The following is an 18,484-nucleotide window of genomic DNA, read 5'->3' as shown; positions in this document are numbered from 1 at the left end:
GGGTTCCCAGATTATTACTGGACTGATCATACTATGAACGAGGATTCTATATAAAAAAGTCACCCTGAAACGAAAAAAACAATCCCTAAACAGCAAGATGTCTAAGAATTGTCCTTATAAAATGGCAATAAAGCCATATTATCGAATACTTTATTTTTTGTTTCAATGGTCATATTCCCACCGTATTTGTCACATATTCTGGATATATTGGTCAAGCCAATGCCATGTACATCCGGGTTTGATTTTTGACTATGCAAATGAGCCACTTCATTCTCCACATGATTCAGGATGTGAATGAAAAGCGCGGACTCATTGGAATGTATTTTAATAAGAATGTACCTATCATCCGCAATCTTGACCTTTTTAGATGCTTCTATGGCATTATCCAGCATATTGCCCAGAGCGATACACAAGTCATAACGTTCAATATTTACTTTTTGTGAATACAAGTTAAGCTGAGTATCTACCTTGATGCCATTGGCCTGAGCAATATTAAGACTATTTGTGACAAGAGCATCTATAACCAGATTACCGGTATTAACCCTTTGATAGGCTCCTTCGATTTTATTTAATGTAACCTTAATATGTTCACTCGCCTCAGCCAATTCATTTCTCTTGATACATTCTTCAATATACAAAAACTGTTGGTGTGTATCATGAATGATTCTTTTCATATTTTTGAAGCTGTAAACCGTTTTTTCGTAGTTAGCATCTTGGTAGTCCATCTGATGTTGTAATTGAGCATTTTCATGCATTAATTGAAATTTTTCAATGATATTATCGAAAATATATATGATAAAAACATTTAAAAAAATAAAGCTAATAATAGAACCAAAATAATACATATTCTTTTCACTATAAACAGATAAAACATTGACCTGGTATAAACTTATGATGGGAACGATTAAAAATAAAATATAGTAACGATGCTGCAAAGGGAAGGTTCTGCGTTTGGCAAATAGCCGTATAATCTGAATGACAGCAAACATGATAATGCAGCTGAGTAACATAACCTTAGAGGATATCAAGTGATCTTGCCCACCCAAATGGCTAAAGTTGCTAATTTTAACGGAGCATACAGCATATAAAATATAAAGAGATATAAAATTAACGATGGTTATCAATACAGCATAAAGGATAGAAAAAATGATCTTTGTCTTTATTTCCACTGTATAAGATTGCGCTAAACTAAATATGACAAGTAATGCCAAAATCGAGGATAGCGTAGGAGACAGATAAACACTTAAATATAAGATGTTCAGCAACCCGAAAATAATGAAATATATGAATCTATTTGGCTTTCGATTGGACTTATCAAAAACCGAGTTAAAGTAAAAATTCACTTGAAAGCACATCACCAGTACAACACATAGGTTAAGAAGCAGGTAGCTATATTCCATCATATTAATGCATCTTCATGATCATAAATTTGGTATATAGATCTTTAACTTCTTTTATTTTAGAACGCCCAATAGGTAACTTCACATCATTTGACATCAAAACATCACCGCCAGCAAATTTTTTCACATGAATTAAGTTTATAATAATCGAACGATGAATTTGTAGAAAATTATGTTCTTTTAATGCTGAAGCATAGTCCGAAAGAATCCCTTTGCTATCATAGGTTTGAGTAGAGGTTACAAAATGCAGTTTGTTTTTTATGGTTAAGCTTTTGACCACTTCAATACTAATGATATCATCATATTTTAAAAGCACTTCCTCATAAGCTGACTTGATAATAACGAATTTTTTATCGAGAGATTGAAAGTATTTACACAGCTTTATCATTTTTTCCTCAAAGATATGGGGAGCAATCGGTTTTATTAAATATTGAAATGTAACTACGTCAAAACTTTCCACCATATATTCAGGGTAGCTCGTTAAAAAAACAATCTGTTCATCCAGGTGATTTAAATTCCTTATTTTTTGGGCGGTTTGAATTCCGTTTATGCCATTCATTTCAACATCCAATATTAAGATATGGAATGGAGATTCATGGTTTTGATAATGAGATACCAGCTGTTCTCCTGAGTCGAATAATTCAACTTTAAATTCTATATTGGTCTTTAACGACAAAGTAATCAGCATATTTTTAACAAGTTCTCTGTGCTTGTGCTCATCATCGCAGATAGCCACTCTATACATAAATAACATACACCTCATTCCCATTGCACTGATCATGGAATTGTATTCTAAACAGTATATAACCTTTTAATATTCTATAAACAGCTTTTGGATAAAACGCAAATTCAAATCCCTCAAATGCCAGTATACAAGCTGCTCAGCAGCTGCATCCAAGGTAAAAAAGAAACCCTCGTCTTCAAAAGACGGGGTTTCTTAACTGTTTTATTGATCGTTATTTAAAAAAATCAGTTCTTTTCTCTTCACCGTGGGAACGTCTGGCAAAGTCGACAAATTGGAATTTGTCCAACCGATGCCTTGACTCGGTATACTGGAACAAGGTGGTGTCCTCCAGATAAACATAGTTACGTACTACGACCACATGAGTGTAGTTCTGAAGGTCCATCAGCCTATGATCTTCTTCATCTGCATTTTCTACGGAAACCACTTTTTTGGCATAACTGATTTGAAGATGGAGTTCTCCCTCCAAATATTCGTAGATGGACCCACGACTAATTTCCTCGGTAAGCACAGGTACAATGTCTGATCGAAAGTAATCTTTATCCAGTATGACGCATTCACCCTCAATCTCACGCGCACGAATAACTTTCCAGACCAAATACTTGTCTTTGTTAATCTCAAGATGATTAGCTATGTCATCTGGAACTGGAATTAAATGATTTTCATGTACAATTGTTCGTGATGTACGCCCAATCCGTTCAGACATTTCCTTGAAACTGACCAAGCCTCCTATAGGGAAATCCATCCGTCCAATATCCAGAACAAAAGATCCTTTAGCTTTTATTTTATGGATATACCCATTTTGTGCAAGCAAGTGAAGTGCCTTACGTACGGTTTCGCGAGAAGTGTTATACTCTCGGGCCAGTTCATTTTCAGATGGCATTTTCGTGCCTGGAGCCAATTCGCCTGTCTGGATTCGTCCCGAGTACTCCTGATAAATTTGCAAAAATATATTCTTTGTCAATTTTCATCACCACGTTCATTGTAGCATCCTTTCACTTCCTATTCACTAAAATAGGCTGTGCGATGAATCTGACTTAATTGGTATTGTCTGATGAAGAATTCAAATGAATTCTCATTAAGGTATACTGCAAATCGTCTGCCTCACCCGGCAGTTCCTCAACCGATTCAATCATACTCTGACCATCCGGGACAATGACTGGTGTAATGACGGGATATCCGGATTTCTGAATCAGATCACGGTCAAATTCCATCAATAGTTGCCCTTGCTCCACGGTTTGATTGGTCTCCACATGCATGGTGAATCCCTCACCCTTCAGGGACACCGTGTTAATTCCCACATGTACCAGAATCTGTACACCTGTCGGATGCTCTAAGATCAAGGCATGCTTGCTTTTCACCATGATGTGAATGACTTGCCCACTGAAAGGGGCAAGAATTTTGCCATCCTTCGGTTCCACTGCTATACCTTGACCCATCTGCCGTTCGGCAAAAGCCGGGTCAGGAACTTGTTCTAACGGTACAACACGTCCTCGTACGGGAGTCCTCACTTCAAGCACATCTAGTGCGGTATTTTGCGGAAGCGAGTCTTTCCTTACGGAATCATTGGCTGGTGCAGCCTGACGGCGCTTAGTTAACAACTTGCCATACATTAAAGTTAAAGCAAACGGCACAATTAACACGATCGCCATCCCGATGAAGAATACACCCCAGTTGTTTGGGAAAATAGACAAGAAGCCTGGAATCCCGCCCACACCAATGGAAGAAGCCATCACATGATTTACGGTGAGCAATATACCTGCAATACCGGAACCGATCATTGCGAATACAAACGGATATTTATATCGGATATTCACTCCGAATATGGCAGGCTCGGTTACACCCAGAAATGCAGACACTGAAGAGGTAAGAGCCAATCCTTTTCCCTTTTGCTCCTTCAATACCAGCATCATTGCCAGTGCTCCGGCACCCTGAGCGATATTGGACAGCGCCAGCATCGGCCAAAGGAATGTTCCACCCTGCGTACCAATTAATTGCACGTCCACCGCCAGGAAAGTATGGTGCATTCCCGTAATCACGAGCAAGGAGTACAAGCCTCCATAAATCAGGCCTCCCAGCGCAGGAGCCAAATCGAAAACGTATACAAGACCAGACGTAATGGCATTACCAATCATAAAAGTAACCGGACCGATCACTGTAAAAGCCAGAAATCCCGTTATTAATAATGTAATCGGTGCTACGAGTAACAGCTTAAATGAATCCGCTATCTTCTTATTTAGGAATTTCTCAATGTGGGCGAGCACGTAAGCGGATACTAAAACGGGTAAAACCTGTCCTTGATAACCAATCTTGTTCACTTCCCACCCAAACAAATTCCAAACCGGAACGGTGCCCTTTGTAACCGCATCCGCATAACCGTATGCACTTAGCAGATCCGGATGAACCAGAATCAGACCCAGTACGATCCCGAGTAAAGGACTGCCGCCAAACCTGACAACGGCCGACCATCCAATTAAGGCAGGTAGAAATGTAAATGCGGTGCTGGCAATGGTGTTAATGATAGCAGCAAAGTCGGTCCATTGAGGATAGACCTGAACCAAAGCCATTCCTTCGAAGAAGATTCCCTTACCAGTCAAAATATTATTTATTCCAAGCAATAAGCCTGCAGTCACGATTGCGGGCAAGATAGGGATAAAAATATCTGCCAGCGTCTTGATGGCACGCTGAATTGGATTTTGTTTTTTGCTTGCCGCATTTTTGACATCGTCTTTAGAAGCCCGACTACCTCCTGTAATGGAGATCATTTCGTCATATACCTTATCCACCAGACCTGGGCCAATTACGACCTGATACTGTCCTTGTGAAGAAAATTGGCCTTTGACCAGATCATTTTGTTCGAGTGCATCTTTGTCTACCAGCTTATCATCATAAAGGGCAAATCGCAGACGAGTTACGCAATGCGTAGAGGCCTCTATGTTGTCTTTGCCACCAACGGCTTTTATAATGTCTTCTACCTGTGATCTTTCAATCGCCATTTAGCCCACTCCCTTAACGTTCGCTCATTTTAAAGCAGCAACCCCGGTTATCAAAGATAACGTGCCCGTGCCCGGGGTGCTACTAGATGTCTCCATACTATTCACTAAGTCTACAAACAATCCACATATATGAAGCATATGGGGTCAAAGAGATCACTTGTTTTAGCTCCGGGGCGTGCTGAGTATTACCAATTAAGAACTCAGCCGCATCCAACGCTTGATTTTCTAAACATGAATAAAATGAATCCGGTATACGGAATTGCGTATCCTGTCCGCTAAAATTGGAGATGACGATCAAAGTCTCCTCTTCATTGCTGCGTTGATAGGCATAGACCTGAGGATGAGCTTCGTCCAGGCGTAGATAATTCCCATCGGTAATGACTTGCACCGTCTTACGCAGATGAATTAGCTTACGGTAATGGTGATAGATAGAGTTCGGGTCCTCTAACTGAGCCTGAACATTAATCTGTGGATATCGTTCATCTACCTTAATCCAGGGAGTACCTGAAGTGAAGCCCGCATTGCGAGTGCCATCCCACTGCATCGGTGTTCTCGAATTATCACGAGACCGCTCTCGAATGATATTCAATGCTTCTTCTGCACTTTTGCCTTGCTCCTGTAAGATACGATACATATTCAGAGATTCAACATCCCGAAACTCTTCAATGTCTGCCCACTGCGGGTTGGCCATCCCAATCTCTTCACCCTGAAATATATAAGGCGTTCCTTGAAGACCATGTAGCGTGGTTGCCAGCAGCTTGGCGCTTTCCGCATGATATTCGCCATCATCCAAAAAGCGAGAGATTGCCCTTGGCTGATCATGATTATTAAAAAACAATGCACTCCAGCCACCGCCCTGTTGCATGCCCGTTTGCCAATCCGAGAATAGCTTTTTCAGCATTTCAAAATCATATGGCATCAATTCCCACTTTTGTCCATTTGGATAATCCACCTTCAAATGATGAAAATTAAAGGTCATGGACAATTCTTTTCTCTCTGGATTGGAATAACGGATACAGTGATCCAGTGAGGTGGAGGACATCTCACCCACAGTGACGCTATTCTGTTTGGCAAATACTTTCTCATGTAACTCATGGATGTATTCATGCACATGTGGACCGTCCGTATAATACTTACGTCCGTCGCCAGGAGCCGTGCTTCTATCATCGTCCGAGAATTGCTGATCCTTGGAAATCAAATTAATGACATCCAGTCGGAAACCACTGACTCCCTTCTCAGCCCAAAATTCCAGCAGATTGACAACTTCTTGACGGACTTTGGGATTTTCCCAGTTTAGATCCGCCTGAGTCTTATCAAACAGTGTCAGGAAATATTGGCCTGTTGCCTCGTCATATTGCCAAGCTGGTCCACCAAATTTGGAAACCCAATTGTTTGGAGGTCCACCATCGGGTGCTGGATCACGCCAGATATAGTAGTCCCTATACTCACTATCCTTAGAAAGCCGTGCCTCCTGGAACCAGGCATGTTCTGTGGAAGAATGGTTAACCACGATGTCGATCATTAGGTACATCCCACGCGCCCGGATTCCCTCGCTCAATTCTTCAAAATCCTGCATTGTTCCATAATCGGGATTAATCTGGCAATAATCGGCTACATCATACCCGTTATCACGTTGTGGTGAGACATATACAGGCTGCAACCAGACAATATCCACACCCAGTTTTTTTAAATAATCCAGCTTTTGCGTCAGTCCTCTTATATCACCGGTTCCTTTGCCCGTTGTATCGTTAAAACTTTTGGGATAAACCTGATAGACCACTGATTTGCGCCACCAGTCCTTATCTTGAGGAATTAAAGTCTTGTTCATTGCTTCCATTCATGCTCATTCCTTTCTTGCGAAATGAAGTAGCGTAAAAAATAATATAACGCTTTCAACATCTTGTATATACAAGATTAAGTCATGTATATACAAGTTGTCAACAGCTTTATCTATTAAGGTAATACCCGTTTTGCAGCTAAATGATCAGGAGACTCATCCATTCTGTCCGATTGTATGTTATGACTCGTAGAATAAGCTCAATTCACACGAAAAAAGGCTCCTGCCTATAGTCAGGAACCTTTCTTTTCTATGATGAATAAGGTACTCATTTACATCCATATCGATAGTGCACTATAAAGGAGCAATAAGGACATTATGATATTGAAGGAACGCTCATGCTTATTCAAGAAACGTTGAAACACTGCGCCAAAAATCGCCCAGCTCACTACAGCTACAAAACCAATACAAGTCAGGAGTAATGAAATCGTAATAAGCTCTATATACGATACATCATAAGGCATTACAAACGTTGAAATGACCGTAATACCATACAAAATGATTTTTAAATTGATAAATTGTAGCAACAGTCCTGATTTGAAGGAATATCCCTCATTGTGATCATTATCCTCCGTAGAGGATTTGCTCTTTGCAATTTTCACCGCCAGATAAAGCATATACAGACTGCCGAGAACATTCATCCAGATCTTAACCCGTGGCAAAAAATGATACAAAGCAAGATTAAAATAGCAGGCTAACAGCATAATGGCGAAACAACCTGCTGTTACTCCCAGCAAGAATGGGAATGCTTTTTTCAAACCCAACCGCCTGGCACTGTCTAAAGACATAATATTGTTGGGACCTGGCGTAAAGCTGCTAACAAGTGCATAAGAAAGGAACGGAATAAACGGCATGCAACAATCAACTCCCGTATGTTATAATTGAATGAAATGTACGTTGAGACGTACATTTGTACTTTATGATTGTACAATATGTTCTTTATAAAGCACAATAGGAGCGAAGAATTATGGAGAATATTAATCTGATTTTAAGTAAAAATTTGAAACATCTAAGAAATGAAAGAAAATTAAGTTTAGATAAATTAGCTGATCTGACGGGGATCAGTAAAACGATGCTCGGTCAGATTGAGCGCGGAGAATCTAATCCCTCGATTACAACCGTATGGAAAATTGCGAACGGCTTGAAAATCTCTTTCACTGCTCTGATTAATGAACCACCTTCAGATGCAGTAGTCGTTCCTAAAAGCAAAGTACAAGTGCTTGAAGAAAATAATCAATATCGGTTGTATCCGTTTTTCCCCTATGAAGGCAGTAGAAATTTTGAGGTCTACACCGTAGAGATTGAAGCAGGCGGAGAACTGAGTTCAGCGCCGCATCGTGAAGGTACAGAAGAATTTATTACGGTATTTGAGGGTGAGATGGTGGTAAAAGTCAGTGAGGAAATATACACGGTTAAAGCTGGAGATTCGATCCGCTTTAAAGCAGACCGCCCACACATTTACTATAATCTAGGAGAAACCCTGGTTCGGGTGAATATGATTATTTATTACTCTGTATAGTTCAATCTTGAAGACCATAAGTATACAAGTCTTTAAATTAAATGATCCTATTAAAATAAGGAGCGCTTTTAATAGGATCATCGGTACAAATATTAAATGATTTGCCTGTATGCTGTTTAGGAGATTTTAATTTGCTTTATCACTCGTGCTGGATTTCCAGCTACAACCACATGATCTGGAACATCCTTGGTTACTACTGCTCCTGATGCTACTACGACATTATTACCTATCGTAACACCGGGATTAATAACTGCTCTACCGCCGATCCATACATTGTTGCCAATCGTTACAGGTTTCCCATACTCTGGGCCAGCGATTCGTTCAAACGGATCTATGGGATGAGTCGCTGTGTAAATATGGACTCCTGGAGCCATGAAACAATTATCTCCAATGCGCACTTCGCAAACATCCAAAATGGTACAGTCAAAGTTGGCGTAGAAATTTTCCCCAACATGGATATTGTATCCGTAGTCACAGCGTATGTTGGGTTCCATACCTATATTTTCACCAGTTGATCCGAAAAGCTCCTTAAGTAACTTTTCACGGTACTCACGATCCGTCTCTGCCGTCTGATTAAAGAGACGTACACATCTTCTCGCATACTCTCTTTCATTTGTTAATTGAGGATCAGCAGCTACATAAAGTTCTCCATTCATCATCTTTTGTTTTTCCGTTTTCATAGTCATGGGACAATCCCCTTTATATTTTAATCTGATTTTTTTCTTTCATCCCAATAGGTTGGGCTGCGCCCGATATCAAGCCAGCAACAATAACGCCAACAAGCACTACAATCAAGGCATGTAGAAGTCCAACATGTTCACCTAAAAACCCTAAGCTTGGAGGGCCTACTAAAAAGGCAATGTAACCGATCGTGGCTACGGCTCCAACCCGGATAGCTGCACCACGAGGATCGTCTCCGGCAGCAGATAAGCCCACAGGAAAACCAAGTGAGGCTCCAAACCCCCATAATACGACGCCCAGTCCGGCCATGAGGTAATGCTGTCCCCAGATCACTAGAATGATACCGATAGCAGCCAGGACAGCACTCCCTTTCAACACAGGGACACGGCCGTATTTATCCAGTATGAATCCGCCAGTAAAACGTCCAATGGTCATCGCTGCCACAAATAGTCCATACATATAGGAACCTGTTAAAGAATCCACGCCATAACCATCTACCATCGTTAGCGGCAGCCAGTCATTCGCAGACCCTTCTGCAAACGCCATACCTAACACGATGATACCGATTAGTAAAATCCGTCTTTCTTTCCATACAGCAAGCTGCGCCTTGAGATTAGATCCGACCTTTTGAGTAGGAACTTCTTTCTCTATACCTGTATCGCGGGGCAGAAAACGATAAAAATAGAAGGTTACCGCTGCAATCATGATAGCCATAGCTCCAAAATGGACCACAACAGGTATATGTAGCGCCGCTGCTCCAGAGCCAATGATCGCACCTACAAGTGTACCCATACTAAATGAACCGTGAAAAGCGGGCAAAAGCGTTTTTTGCAATTGATTTTCTACCGCAGAACCTTCGACATTAAGAGCTACTTCTGCTGTCCCATAGCCACCTCCAAAGATGACCAAACCAGCAAACACGATGCTCGTGAGCGAAAATGCAGTTCCCAACCCTACAATGACAAAACCGATCACAATCAAAATCGCACTTACCAAAATGACCGCCCGTCCACCTATACGAGAAATCATATTGCCTGCACTAAGTAGTCCCACTAAAGAACCTGCGGCTAATCCAAAAATTATAATTCCCATTTCGGCAGTCGAGACATGTAAAATATCCCGTATAATAGGCGTTCGAGACACCCAGGAAGCAAAAGCTACACCTGGTAAAGCGAATAACAAAAATAAAATATTACGAATTACCCGAGGATTCATGGATGGTTCTACTGGCATTCACTTATCTCCTTATCACCACTTTTTATTAACCTTTTAATAAGTTATATTATAATTAGTCATTCTATTCGTATCCAAACTATTTGTCAAAAAGAGAATTATAGTCATAGATCGCTATTGACCGTCAGTTGTAAACATATTAAAAAGGGCCTGAGCAGGTAGGGCATAAGCATTCACCACCTGTTCAGACCTTATTAGTTAAACCATACAAGCTCTATACTGAATCAGCCTTGAATTATCATTTGTGCTCTTCTTCTATTTTCAGTCTGGTTTCTCCCAGCAACCCTCCATCTGCTGACGCCTGAAGCAACAACTCACCAGCCACATAACCGGATTGTATAACAACGAGACACCTTCCCCTGTGTGTTCGTCTCTCATTCCCCTTGAAGGATTCATCGCTGGTGAGATCACCATTGTCTATTCCAAGGATACGACCATCTCCCTGCAGTTTAAAGATTACATCAAAATCCTGGTTAGGTACGATGATCCCGTTTGGGTCTATGACCGTTACTTCCACATGAGATATCTCATGCCCATCAGCAGGTAGAACCGTCCGATCGGCCTCCAACTTTAGAGCATAAGGAGCCCCGGCAGTGGTCAGTTCATGCTCACAAACCTTCTCGTTTCCATTGCGACCCACAGCCCGGATTTTGCCCGGTGTATAGGGAAGCTCCCATAGGATTAAATGATTAGGGTAATCCACTAGCTTCCTCTCACCGTATGATTCATCATTCACGATCAATTCCACACTCTCACAATTAGTGAAAGTAACCAACCGTATCAATTTTCCACCGTATTCAGGAAATGTCCAGTGATCTTCCATAGCCGGAGATTTCCAGTGCATCGTCCATGTCGGATTAAATTCCGATTTCATATGTTCGTTAAATGCGGCTATGTGCACAATAGGCTGATCAGACCATAAACTTTGTTGGAGATAAGATACTGGTTTGCGGAATCCGCAAGTATCAATCAGACCCGAAGACCACCCTTTGGAGGGATAGCTCGTTTCTCCCAAATAGTCAATTCCACTCCAAACAAATTGACCGATCACATAATCATGATTAGCGACATCAAACCAGGGATTCATAGGCAAATAACCTTTAACCCGGTTATCCTTACCCCGATAGTATGGGAATGTTTCTGTTCCAAGGATAAGCGTATCCGGCATGGCCGCTCTATAGTGCTCATACCACTGCTCCTGATAGTTTACCCCCAGAACATCCACTCGTTGTGCCAGCTGTTTGGTATGCTCCACTTTGGCCTCAATCGAACCCTCACGCAAGCTGATTGGTGTATTATGCGGCTCAAGTGCACATGTAACTGGTCGAGTCGGGTCTTTTTCATGGCAGAAACCCACAAGTTGCTCCAACATTTTGAGCATGGATGGCTGACCTTGATTCTCCACTTCATTCCCAACGCTCCACATGAAAACACTGGGATGGTTCCTGTCTCTGAGCAACATTGCTTCCAGATCTTTTTCCCACCACTCATCATATAAATGCTCATAGAAAAGAGACTTCCATTTGTCAAAAGCTTCATCAACCACCAAGAACCCCATCTGATCACATAAATCTAATAATTCGGGCGCCATCGGGTTATGAGCAAAACGAATCGAGTTACAGCCCATTTCTTTCAGCCTCTGCAGCCTTCTCTTCATGGCTGTATCATGGTAAGCAGCCCCCAGACAGCCTAAATCATGGTGAATGCACACTCCCTTTAGCTTTAAGCTGTGCCCATTCAGCAATAAACCTTTTTGAGTGTCCAGCTTCACTTCTCTTATACCAAAAGGAGTACAATAACGATCCACCTCTGTATTGTCGCAATAGATCGTCGTCTGGGCTTCGTAGAGCACTGGGTTGTCCGGTGACCATAGTTCTGGCTCTAAAACTTGCGCTTTTTGCTCTATTTCCCTCGTTTCACAGCCCAAAAGAGTTACTCGGTTTTCCACTTTTCCTTTGATCTGTCCCTGTGAGTCCAGCATTTCAGTCATAATCGTACACTCTACGGCATGCGCGTGATGATTAGTGACCTGGATTCTGGCAGTCACCTTGGCTTCATCTGGCGAAATTTCAGGTGTGGTAATGTAAGTCCCCCATTCGGTTATATGAATATAATCCGTACAAATCAGCCAAACATTACGATAAATACCGGCCCCCGAATACCATCTGTCAGGTGAAAGAATCGTATTGTCCACTTTGACGGCAAGCACATTCTCCTCATCCCACCGAATATATGGAGTCAAATCATATTGAAAGCTAACATATCCATAGGGTCGCTTGCCCACAAAATGCCCATTGATCCAAACCTCACTGTTACTGTGAATGCCATCAAATTGTATGTATACACGCTGTTTTGGAGAGGAGGGCTTCACATTAAAATGCTTTCTGTACCATCCGACAGACCATCTCGGCAAATAAGCTTGATTGCCACCATACAGCATATGTGGATCAAAGGACTTTTCAATGCTCCAATCATGAGGGACATGAAGGAGCCGCCAATGCTCATCGTTATAGTCCATTTTCTCAGCACCTGCATAATTACCTTCTATAAATTTCCAATCTATTTTGAATGGCATAATCACTCTGCTTCCCATCATCTTGCCTCCATTTCATAAAGTGGATGAACGGATATAACAACAGTGCGGGATGACCATCACAAAAGACGTGTTCTCATTACAATATTTGATACACCGGGCGATCTTCTATAAAGTGTACGGGGAGCATTGGAAATTGGGCGGAAAGTACATCTGCGAGATACTTCATCCCAGGTGCTTCACTTTCAGCATGTCCCAGCATGATAAGTGCTTTACTTTGCCCTTGATAGACAGCATCTTTAACATATTCTGGTGTTTCCCATTCTGGGCCCTCACCGGCAATGACTAAATCCACATTTTCATTTAGAAATAATGGAATGGCTAGTTCACCACCTCCCCTGTATCCTACTGAGATTCCCACTCGTTCACATGGCATGGAAACCTCGCCAGCCACCCGTACATAACGAATATGTAGTTTGGCTTTGATATATTCAGCGATCTCCTTAACCTCCATAGCCGGAATAGTCAAAATGGCGGCCGTCGGCTGCTGTTTCACAATGTAGTTGTGCCAGCTAAGCGCCTGAAGAAGCCCAACCATCACTCCATCCGGTTGATAACGATGTATGGCGTCATGAAACCGATAAATGCCTATACCTGCATCGGCAATGAGGCGAGATTTTTGCAAAAAAACAGGATCATGTAGTAAACATTCATGCATTCTCTGATGACTATAAAAGATGCCTTCATGCGTAATGATAAAATTTGCACCTAGAGAAATAGCTTGTTCTATCACATACTGCGAAGCGGAGAAAGCGGTTACAATTCCTTGCACCTCAGTATCTATATATCCTGGGTCCAGTAGATCTACGGTGGTGTTGGGTATGCTTATTCCCTTGGTCAGATGATTCACAATCTGACCCATAGTCATGGTCATACACGTTCCCTCCTCATGGATAATGCATATCAATTGTACCATTTTATTTCAATCATAAGTGCTATTCTTTCTAGCAAAATAGCCAGTTCCAAAGGAGCCAGCTGTTTTACGAATGGTTCTATTATTTATACAGAACTCCTAAAATGGAGTCGATTCGTTCTTTTGCTCCTTGCCAGGATGTCATGACGGGGAACTCATATTGCTCTCTTACTCTCAGATTCCATGGATGAGGAATGCAAAGCACCTTTTTCCCCTCCTCTAGCGCAGGCACTAAATTATGAGGACCATCATCAATCAGGAGATCATAGTTAATCAGGTTCTTTCGTTTACATGGGAAAAAGTTCTCAATCGGAATGAATGGCATATGTCTTTGAAGCCAGTTCCATTTCTCTACGACGGTCTTGGGTTCTGCCGCTGTCACAATAATGACATCAAAAGCATTGCAAAGCTTCTCCATCTCTTCTACAACATACTCGTCATACAGTTCAAGTTCCTCAAACAAACCCGGTCGCCCATAAAATACATCATGCGTGCTCTTGGGATGACGTAGATGATCGGTGTTCCAATCTAACATTTCTTCATACCGAAGCGTATGAGTGGGAAATTCACTATTGTTATGGTATATGGCTCGTTTGACGAGATGACAGATGGTATCGTCCATATCGACTGCAATGATTGGTTTTCTCATCAGCTTGCCCCTATTCACTCTGGTAAAATTTTTCACAAGAATATCATACTATAATTTAATATCGCGGTGAAGCTTAGGTATTGCTGGCCGATTAGATCTCGCCTTTATTCAAGATAATTAGCCAAGTACAACGTTAGGTTTATCTACATAAATCAGATATATTAAAGAAAAAAAGTTAGGTTAGTTTTATTAAAATAAACTAAATTTCAAACAATTATAAGCAATAAATACAATCAAACCATAGAAAATCACACTTAAATAATAAATCTATGTGTTTATGATTAGAAAACACAAAAAATAACTAAAAAAATCAATTGAATAACAAAAACTCAAATGATAGAATAACAAAAATAACTTTTCTCCAAATTGAAAACGATTAATTTGTGTTTAGCTTACTGCTATTTACACACTTACATACCTACTTCATCTCTGTATAGCAGGAAGTTGAATAATATATTTAGGGAGGAATAAAAATGAAGGTATTGTTAAGAAAAGCATTATTGTCTGGACTGGTCGGCTTGCTCATCATGATTGGTTTAGGAGGAGTTTTCTCCAAGGTAGAAGCTGCTTCAGGATTTTATGTAAGCGGTACCAAATTGTATGATTCTACAGGCAAGCCATTTGTTATGAGAGGCGTCAATCATGCTCACACATGGTACAAAAATGATCTTTATACAGCTATCCCGGCAATTGCCCAGACAGGTGCTAATACCGTCCGAATTGTCCTTTCTAACGGAAACCAGTACACCAAGGATGACATTAATTCCGTGAAAAATATTATCTCTCTTGTCTCCAACCATAAAATGATTGCTGTACTTGAAGTTCATGATGCTACAGGCAAAGACGACTATGCGTCTTTGGATGCAGCTGTGAACTACTGGATTAGCATAAAGGATGCTCTGATCGGCAAGGAAGACCGGGTTATCGTAAACATTGCGAACGAATGGTATGGTTCTTGGAATGGAAGTGGTTGGGCTGATGGATACAAGCAAGCGATTCCCAAGTTGAGAAACGCAGGTATCAAAAATACGCTCATCGTCGATTGTGCCGGATGGGGACAATATCCTCAGTCTATCAATGACTTTGGTAAATCTGTATTTGCAGCTGATTCTTTGAAGAATACGGTATTCTCCATCCATATGTATGAGTTCGCGGGTAAAGATGTTCAAACTGTTCGAACCAATATTGATAACGTTCTGAATCAAGGACTTCCTCTGATTATTGGTGAATTTGGCGGTTACCACCAGGGAGCAGACGTCGACGAGACAGAAATCATGAGATATGGCCAATCCAAAGGAGTAGGCTGGTTAGCCTGGTCCTGGTATGGTAATAGTTCCAACCTTTCCTACCTTGATCTTGTAACAGGACCTAATGGCAATCTGACGGATTGGGGAAAAACTGTAGTTAACGGAAGCAACGGGATCAAACAAACATCGAAAAAAGCCGGTATCTACTAAAAACACATTAAGAAAATAAAAAATACTCATGTATTCACTGGCCCCTTACTTTATGTGAAATTAGTCTGGAAAGGAATCACCATGTAACCTTCTGGGTTATATGGTGATTTTGATTTCATATACAGGCACAAGGCTAACCGAACCGATATCTACAATACTTTCCTTTGTCGTCTCTTTCCAGCCAGCCATGGTCGTATTGCTATTGAGAACCTTACCTTTTCGAATGGAAGAAACATATACGTACAACCCTTGCTCGATGAGCCGATGCTCAAATGCTTTCAAACCTATTTCCCAGGTCGTATGGTTGCAGAAATTATCGTTGATCAGTTCGCCATCAATAAAAGCATAACCGATATCTCCAGTATAATGGATACGCAGCAGAGCTTCCTTGATTCCGTGAAAGGCATCTAATTCGAAATCAAGGGTAAATTTATCGTTATTTATCCTTTTCAAATTGAAATGAATTTCTTTCTTAGGAGCCTTTAAACGATATGTTTTGAATACATTGTTTTCTGTTATTTCAAGCAGTTCTCCACCGGAAATCGATGTGAATGAGGCGTCAAAATCCGGGAATACACTCAGGGTTACCATTTCTTGGTCCGTTGATTCCAGCCTTAGATTGCCCTCAGATACAAGTAGATTGGCATTTGTCAAAATGACTCTGTCCCGGCCTTGCATGTTTACCTTCCAAAATGTAAGACTTTGCTCATCAGTCATCGTGTAGATGGCAACTTTTTGACCACTTTCAGATACCAGATGGATGAGACTATCCTCCTCTTCAGCAACCTTAATGATCGTGTTCCCATCTAATTGCTCTATCGAACCTTTGTCGATTGTGGCACTGATTATATCTTTTGACTCCATTACATACGTTCCTTTCATACCCTCTGGTACAAAGAAAAAATAATATGCTTCTCCATCCTCTTCTATCCTTGTTATCAGCTGTGCCGTAGCATATTTGAGCTTCATTCCATCTAAATTGAAGTTAAATGGCAATATGGCAAAACTATCACGTCCTAACGTCAGTTCACCTTGGCTAGGGATTACAATTGTTTCCTCGGGTAGCTCAATACTCACATTAAAATCGCACAGGTCGTAATTTTCGACATGGTCTTGAAAATTATTTAGAAACAGGTAACCCGATCCGGCACTGGATCGCACTGCATATCGTAACGTATCCACATCATAAGGGTCCATCTGGGACGTATCCCCTGGCAGAATTGTCTTTGTTAGTGAGAATTGCTTTTGGAACGTTGAAAAAAAGTAATGCTGCAGCTTTGTTCTTTGGTATGATTCCCTTACTTGGCCGAATTCGCCGATCATAGCGTTGAAATCATAGGATATTTTAGGAGTGGCTAGATCATTTGTGAACGGGTTAACCTTACCTCGAGGATTGGAACCCCCATGATACATGTAGTATCCGATCAGGTTACAGCCTTCTGCAACCTTCATGACAGTCATCGCTGGAACACTACGGTAGGGAAATGCGAACCGGTATTTATAAAACTGAACCATGCCGCCACCCATTTCACAGCAAGCGTACGGATAGTCTTCAGGCGCGTATTGAGGCTCAAAATTGTAGCTCTTTGGAATCTTGTTATTATGCTTGTCTCGGAAAATGTATTCCGGTGTCGCAGGATGCTCGTTCATCCCCTCCATCCGTCCCTCTTCGTAGTAGATCCATGGCCAATAGGCATACCCGCCCCATAATGGCAGCATATCAGGTACAGGAGTTGTCGCTCCTCCCCATCCTGTGCACGTATAGATCGGAGTATCAATCCCTGCTTCCAGAGCTATTTCTTTAAGTTTTAACATATGCGAGTTGCCGTCACTTCCACTGTTTAACCACATATCATTAATTCCTACAGTCAAGGCCCACTGGGCAGATGAATGATTATGTTCATTTTCGATTTGGGTGCCGATAATTGGCCCCCCCTCCTTATATAACAACCCTTTAACCTGGGTACCGATTTCGTTATACATTCTTCTTGTATAGAACAGATACCCCTCATCATTAGAACGAACCTCAAATGGTCGACCGAATAACCAATCCGGCATACCGCCGTTTCGAATTTCCCCATGATCAAAGGGTCCGATCCGAATCATGGAGTATACCTGATGCTTGCCGCACAACTCGATGAAACGACGAAGATTTTTGTTCCCACTCCAATCAAAAATACCTTCAACTTCTTCATGTAGGTTCCAAAAAATATAAGTGGCAATGATGTTTACGCCGCCCATTTTTATTTTAATAATTTCGTCTTCCCAATAGCGTTCATCATAACGGGCATAATGGAATTCACCACAAATACCGAAAAAGGGCTCTCCATCCTTCTCCATAAAATAGTTGGTGAATCCGATTTTCTCTCCTTTGGGATTGGTGCCGCCAAGTTTGATATGTCCTTTAACAATATGCTTTTGATCGTCTTTGACTGTAACCCGATAGTTTCTCATGGAGTTCACT

General features: G+C 41.3%; 14 protein-coding genes. 2 read left to right on the top strand and 12 right to left on the bottom strand.

Features of this window, described 5'->3' with window-relative positions:
* Nucleotides 1-101: 101 nt before the first annotated feature.
* The 6 genes from ACUUJN_RS03155 to ACUUJN_RS03130 form a co-directional block, all read right to left on the bottom strand.
* Entirely contained in the window at nt 102-1,403 is a 1,302-nt protein-coding gene (locus ACUUJN_RS03155) for a GHKL domain-containing protein (RefSeq protein WP_484669256.1), read from the bottom strand.
* Between the two features lies 1 nt (nt 1,404).
* Nucleotides 1,405-2,145 (bottom strand): LytR/AlgR family response regulator transcription factor, encoded by a 741-nt coding sequence (locus tag ACUUJN_RS03150; RefSeq protein WP_071559341.1) that lies wholly within the window; start codon nt 2,143-2,145, stop codon nt 1,405-1,407.
* Nucleotides 2,146-2,356: 211 nt separating this feature from the next.
* Nucleotides 2,357-3,106 carry a trehalose operon repressor gene (gene treR, locus ACUUJN_RS03145; RefSeq protein ID WP_028541078.1) on the bottom strand — a complete coding sequence of 250 codons (750 nt, stop codon included), beginning with the start codon at nt 3,104-3,106 and terminating at the stop codon, nt 2,357-2,359.
* A 73-nt stretch (nt 3,107-3,179) separates the two neighbouring features.
* Nucleotides 3,180-5,138 carry a PTS system trehalose-specific EIIBC component gene (treP, locus tag ACUUJN_RS03140; RefSeq protein WP_053324583.1) on the bottom strand — a complete coding sequence of 653 codons (1,959 nt, stop codon included), beginning with the start codon at nt 5,136-5,138 and terminating at the stop codon, nt 3,180-3,182.
* 97 nt (nt 5,139-5,235) lie between these two features.
* Complete coding sequence (gene treC / locus ACUUJN_RS03135) at nt 5,236-6,975, bottom strand: alpha,alpha-phosphotrehalase (RefSeq protein ID WP_484669255.1); 1,740 nt, start codon at nt 6,973-6,975, stop codon at nt 5,236-5,238.
* Nucleotides 6,976-7,247: 272 nt separating this feature from the next.
* Nucleotides 7,248-7,829, bottom strand: coding sequence for a LysE family transporter (locus tag ACUUJN_RS03130; protein ID WP_023986882.1), 582 nt, complete (start codon nt 7,827-7,829; stop codon nt 7,248-7,250).
* 113 nt (nt 7,830-7,942) lie between these two features.
* On the opposite strand from ACUUJN_RS03130, the gene ACUUJN_RS03125 reads away from it, so the two are divergent.
* On the top strand, nt 7,943-8,494 hold the full coding sequence (locus tag ACUUJN_RS03125; RefSeq protein ID WP_023986881.1) for a helix-turn-helix domain-containing protein: 552 nt from the start codon (nt 7,943-7,945) through the stop codon (nt 8,492-8,494).
* A gap of 116 nt (nt 8,495-8,610) precedes the next feature.
* Here the strand turns inward: ACUUJN_RS03125 and ACUUJN_RS03120 are convergent, their stop codons facing one another.
* The 5 genes from ACUUJN_RS03120 to ACUUJN_RS03100 form a co-directional block, all read right to left on the bottom strand.
* Complete coding sequence (locus ACUUJN_RS03120; RefSeq protein ID WP_028541083.1) at nt 8,611-9,180, bottom strand: sugar O-acetyltransferase; 570 nt, start codon at nt 9,178-9,180, stop codon at nt 8,611-8,613.
* Between the two features lie 13 nt (nt 9,181-9,193).
* Nucleotides 9,194-10,408, bottom strand: a complete 1,215-nt coding sequence (locus tag ACUUJN_RS03115; protein ID WP_445671566.1) for an MFS transporter — start codon at nt 10,406-10,408, stop codon at nt 9,194-9,196.
* Between the two features lie 238 nt (nt 10,409-10,646).
* On the bottom strand, nt 10,647-13,001 hold the full coding sequence (locus tag ACUUJN_RS03110) for a glycoside hydrolase family 2 TIM barrel-domain containing protein (protein WP_484669730.1): 2,355 nt from the start codon (nt 12,999-13,001) through the stop codon (nt 10,647-10,649).
* Between the two features lie 79 nt (nt 13,002-13,080).
* On the bottom strand, nt 13,081-13,875 hold the full coding sequence (locus ACUUJN_RS03105; protein ID WP_053324579.1) for a Nif3-like dinuclear metal center hexameric protein: 795 nt from the start codon (nt 13,873-13,875) through the stop codon (nt 13,081-13,083).
* Between the two features lie 121 nt (nt 13,876-13,996).
* Nucleotides 13,997-14,563, bottom strand: coding sequence for a 5' nucleotidase, NT5C type (locus tag ACUUJN_RS03100; RefSeq protein ID WP_023986876.1), 567 nt, complete (start codon nt 14,561-14,563; stop codon nt 13,997-13,999).
* Nucleotides 14,564-15,036: 473 nt separating this feature from the next.
* On the opposite strand from ACUUJN_RS03100, the gene ACUUJN_RS03095 reads away from it, so the two are divergent.
* Nucleotides 15,037-16,020, top strand: a complete 984-nt coding sequence (locus ACUUJN_RS03095; RefSeq protein WP_053324578.1) for a glycoside hydrolase family 5 protein — start codon at nt 15,037-15,039, stop codon at nt 16,018-16,020.
* A gap of 96 nt (nt 16,021-16,116) precedes the next feature.
* Here the strand turns inward: ACUUJN_RS03095 and ACUUJN_RS03090 are convergent, their stop codons facing one another.
* A complete protein-coding gene (locus ACUUJN_RS03090; RefSeq protein ID WP_341063484.1) occupies nt 16,117-18,474 on the bottom strand; it encodes a beta-galactosidase in 2,358 nt (785 codons plus the stop codon).
* Between the last annotated feature and the right edge of the window lie 10 nt (nt 18,475-18,484).

Source organism: Paenibacillus sp. LRG-1, from assembly GCF_057220305.1.
Note: the sequence above shows the minus strand (reverse complement) of the source record. Positions and strands in the feature narration are given on the sequence as shown.

What these genes read in the sequence shown, in the direction of transcription:
- ACUUJN_RS03110 (WP_484669730.1), bottom strand. Translation starts at nt 13,001, where the DNA reads ATGGGAAGCAGAGTGATTATGCCATTCAAAATAGATTGGAAATTTATA.
- treC (WP_484669255.1), bottom strand. Translation starts at nt 6,975, where the DNA reads ATGGAAGCAATGAACAAGACTTTAATTCCTCAAGATAAGGACTGGTGG.
- ACUUJN_RS03115 (WP_445671566.1), bottom strand. Translation starts at nt 10,408, where the DNA reads ATGCCAGTAGAACCATCCATGAATCCTCGGGTAATTCGTAATATTTTA.
- ACUUJN_RS03090 (WP_341063484.1), bottom strand. Translation starts at nt 18,474, where the DNA reads ATGAGAAACTATCGGGTTACAGTCAAAGACGATCAAAAGCATATTGTT.
- ACUUJN_RS03105 (WP_053324579.1), bottom strand. Translation starts at nt 13,875, where the DNA reads ATGACCATGACTATGGGTCAGATTGTGAATCATCTGACCAAGGGAATA.
- ACUUJN_RS03100 (WP_023986876.1), bottom strand. Translation starts at nt 14,563, where the DNA reads ATGAGAAAACCAATCATTGCAGTCGATATGGACGATACCATCTGTCAT.
- ACUUJN_RS03120 (WP_028541083.1), bottom strand. Translation starts at nt 9,180, where the DNA reads ATGACTATGAAAACGGAAAAACAAAAGATGATGAATGGAGAACTTTAT.
- ACUUJN_RS03155 (WP_484669256.1), bottom strand. Translation starts at nt 1,403, where the DNA reads ATGATGGAATATAGCTACCTGCTTCTTAACCTATGTGTTGTACTGGTG.
- ACUUJN_RS03150 (WP_071559341.1), bottom strand. Translation starts at nt 2,145, where the DNA reads ATGTATAGAGTGGCTATCTGCGATGATGAGCACAAGCACAGAGAACTT.
- ACUUJN_RS03130 (WP_023986882.1), bottom strand. Translation starts at nt 7,829, where the DNA reads ATGCCGTTTATTCCGTTCCTTTCTTATGCACTTGTTAGCAGCTTTACG.
- ACUUJN_RS03095 (WP_053324578.1), top strand. Translation starts at nt 15,037, where the DNA reads ATGAAGGTATTGTTAAGAAAAGCATTATTGTCTGGACTGGTCGGCTTG.
- treP (WP_053324583.1), bottom strand. Translation starts at nt 5,138, where the DNA reads ATGGCGATTGAAAGATCACAGGTAGAAGACATTATAAAAGCCGTTGGT.
- ACUUJN_RS03125 (WP_023986881.1), top strand. Translation starts at nt 7,943, where the DNA reads ATGGAGAATATTAATCTGATTTTAAGTAAAAATTTGAAACATCTAAGA.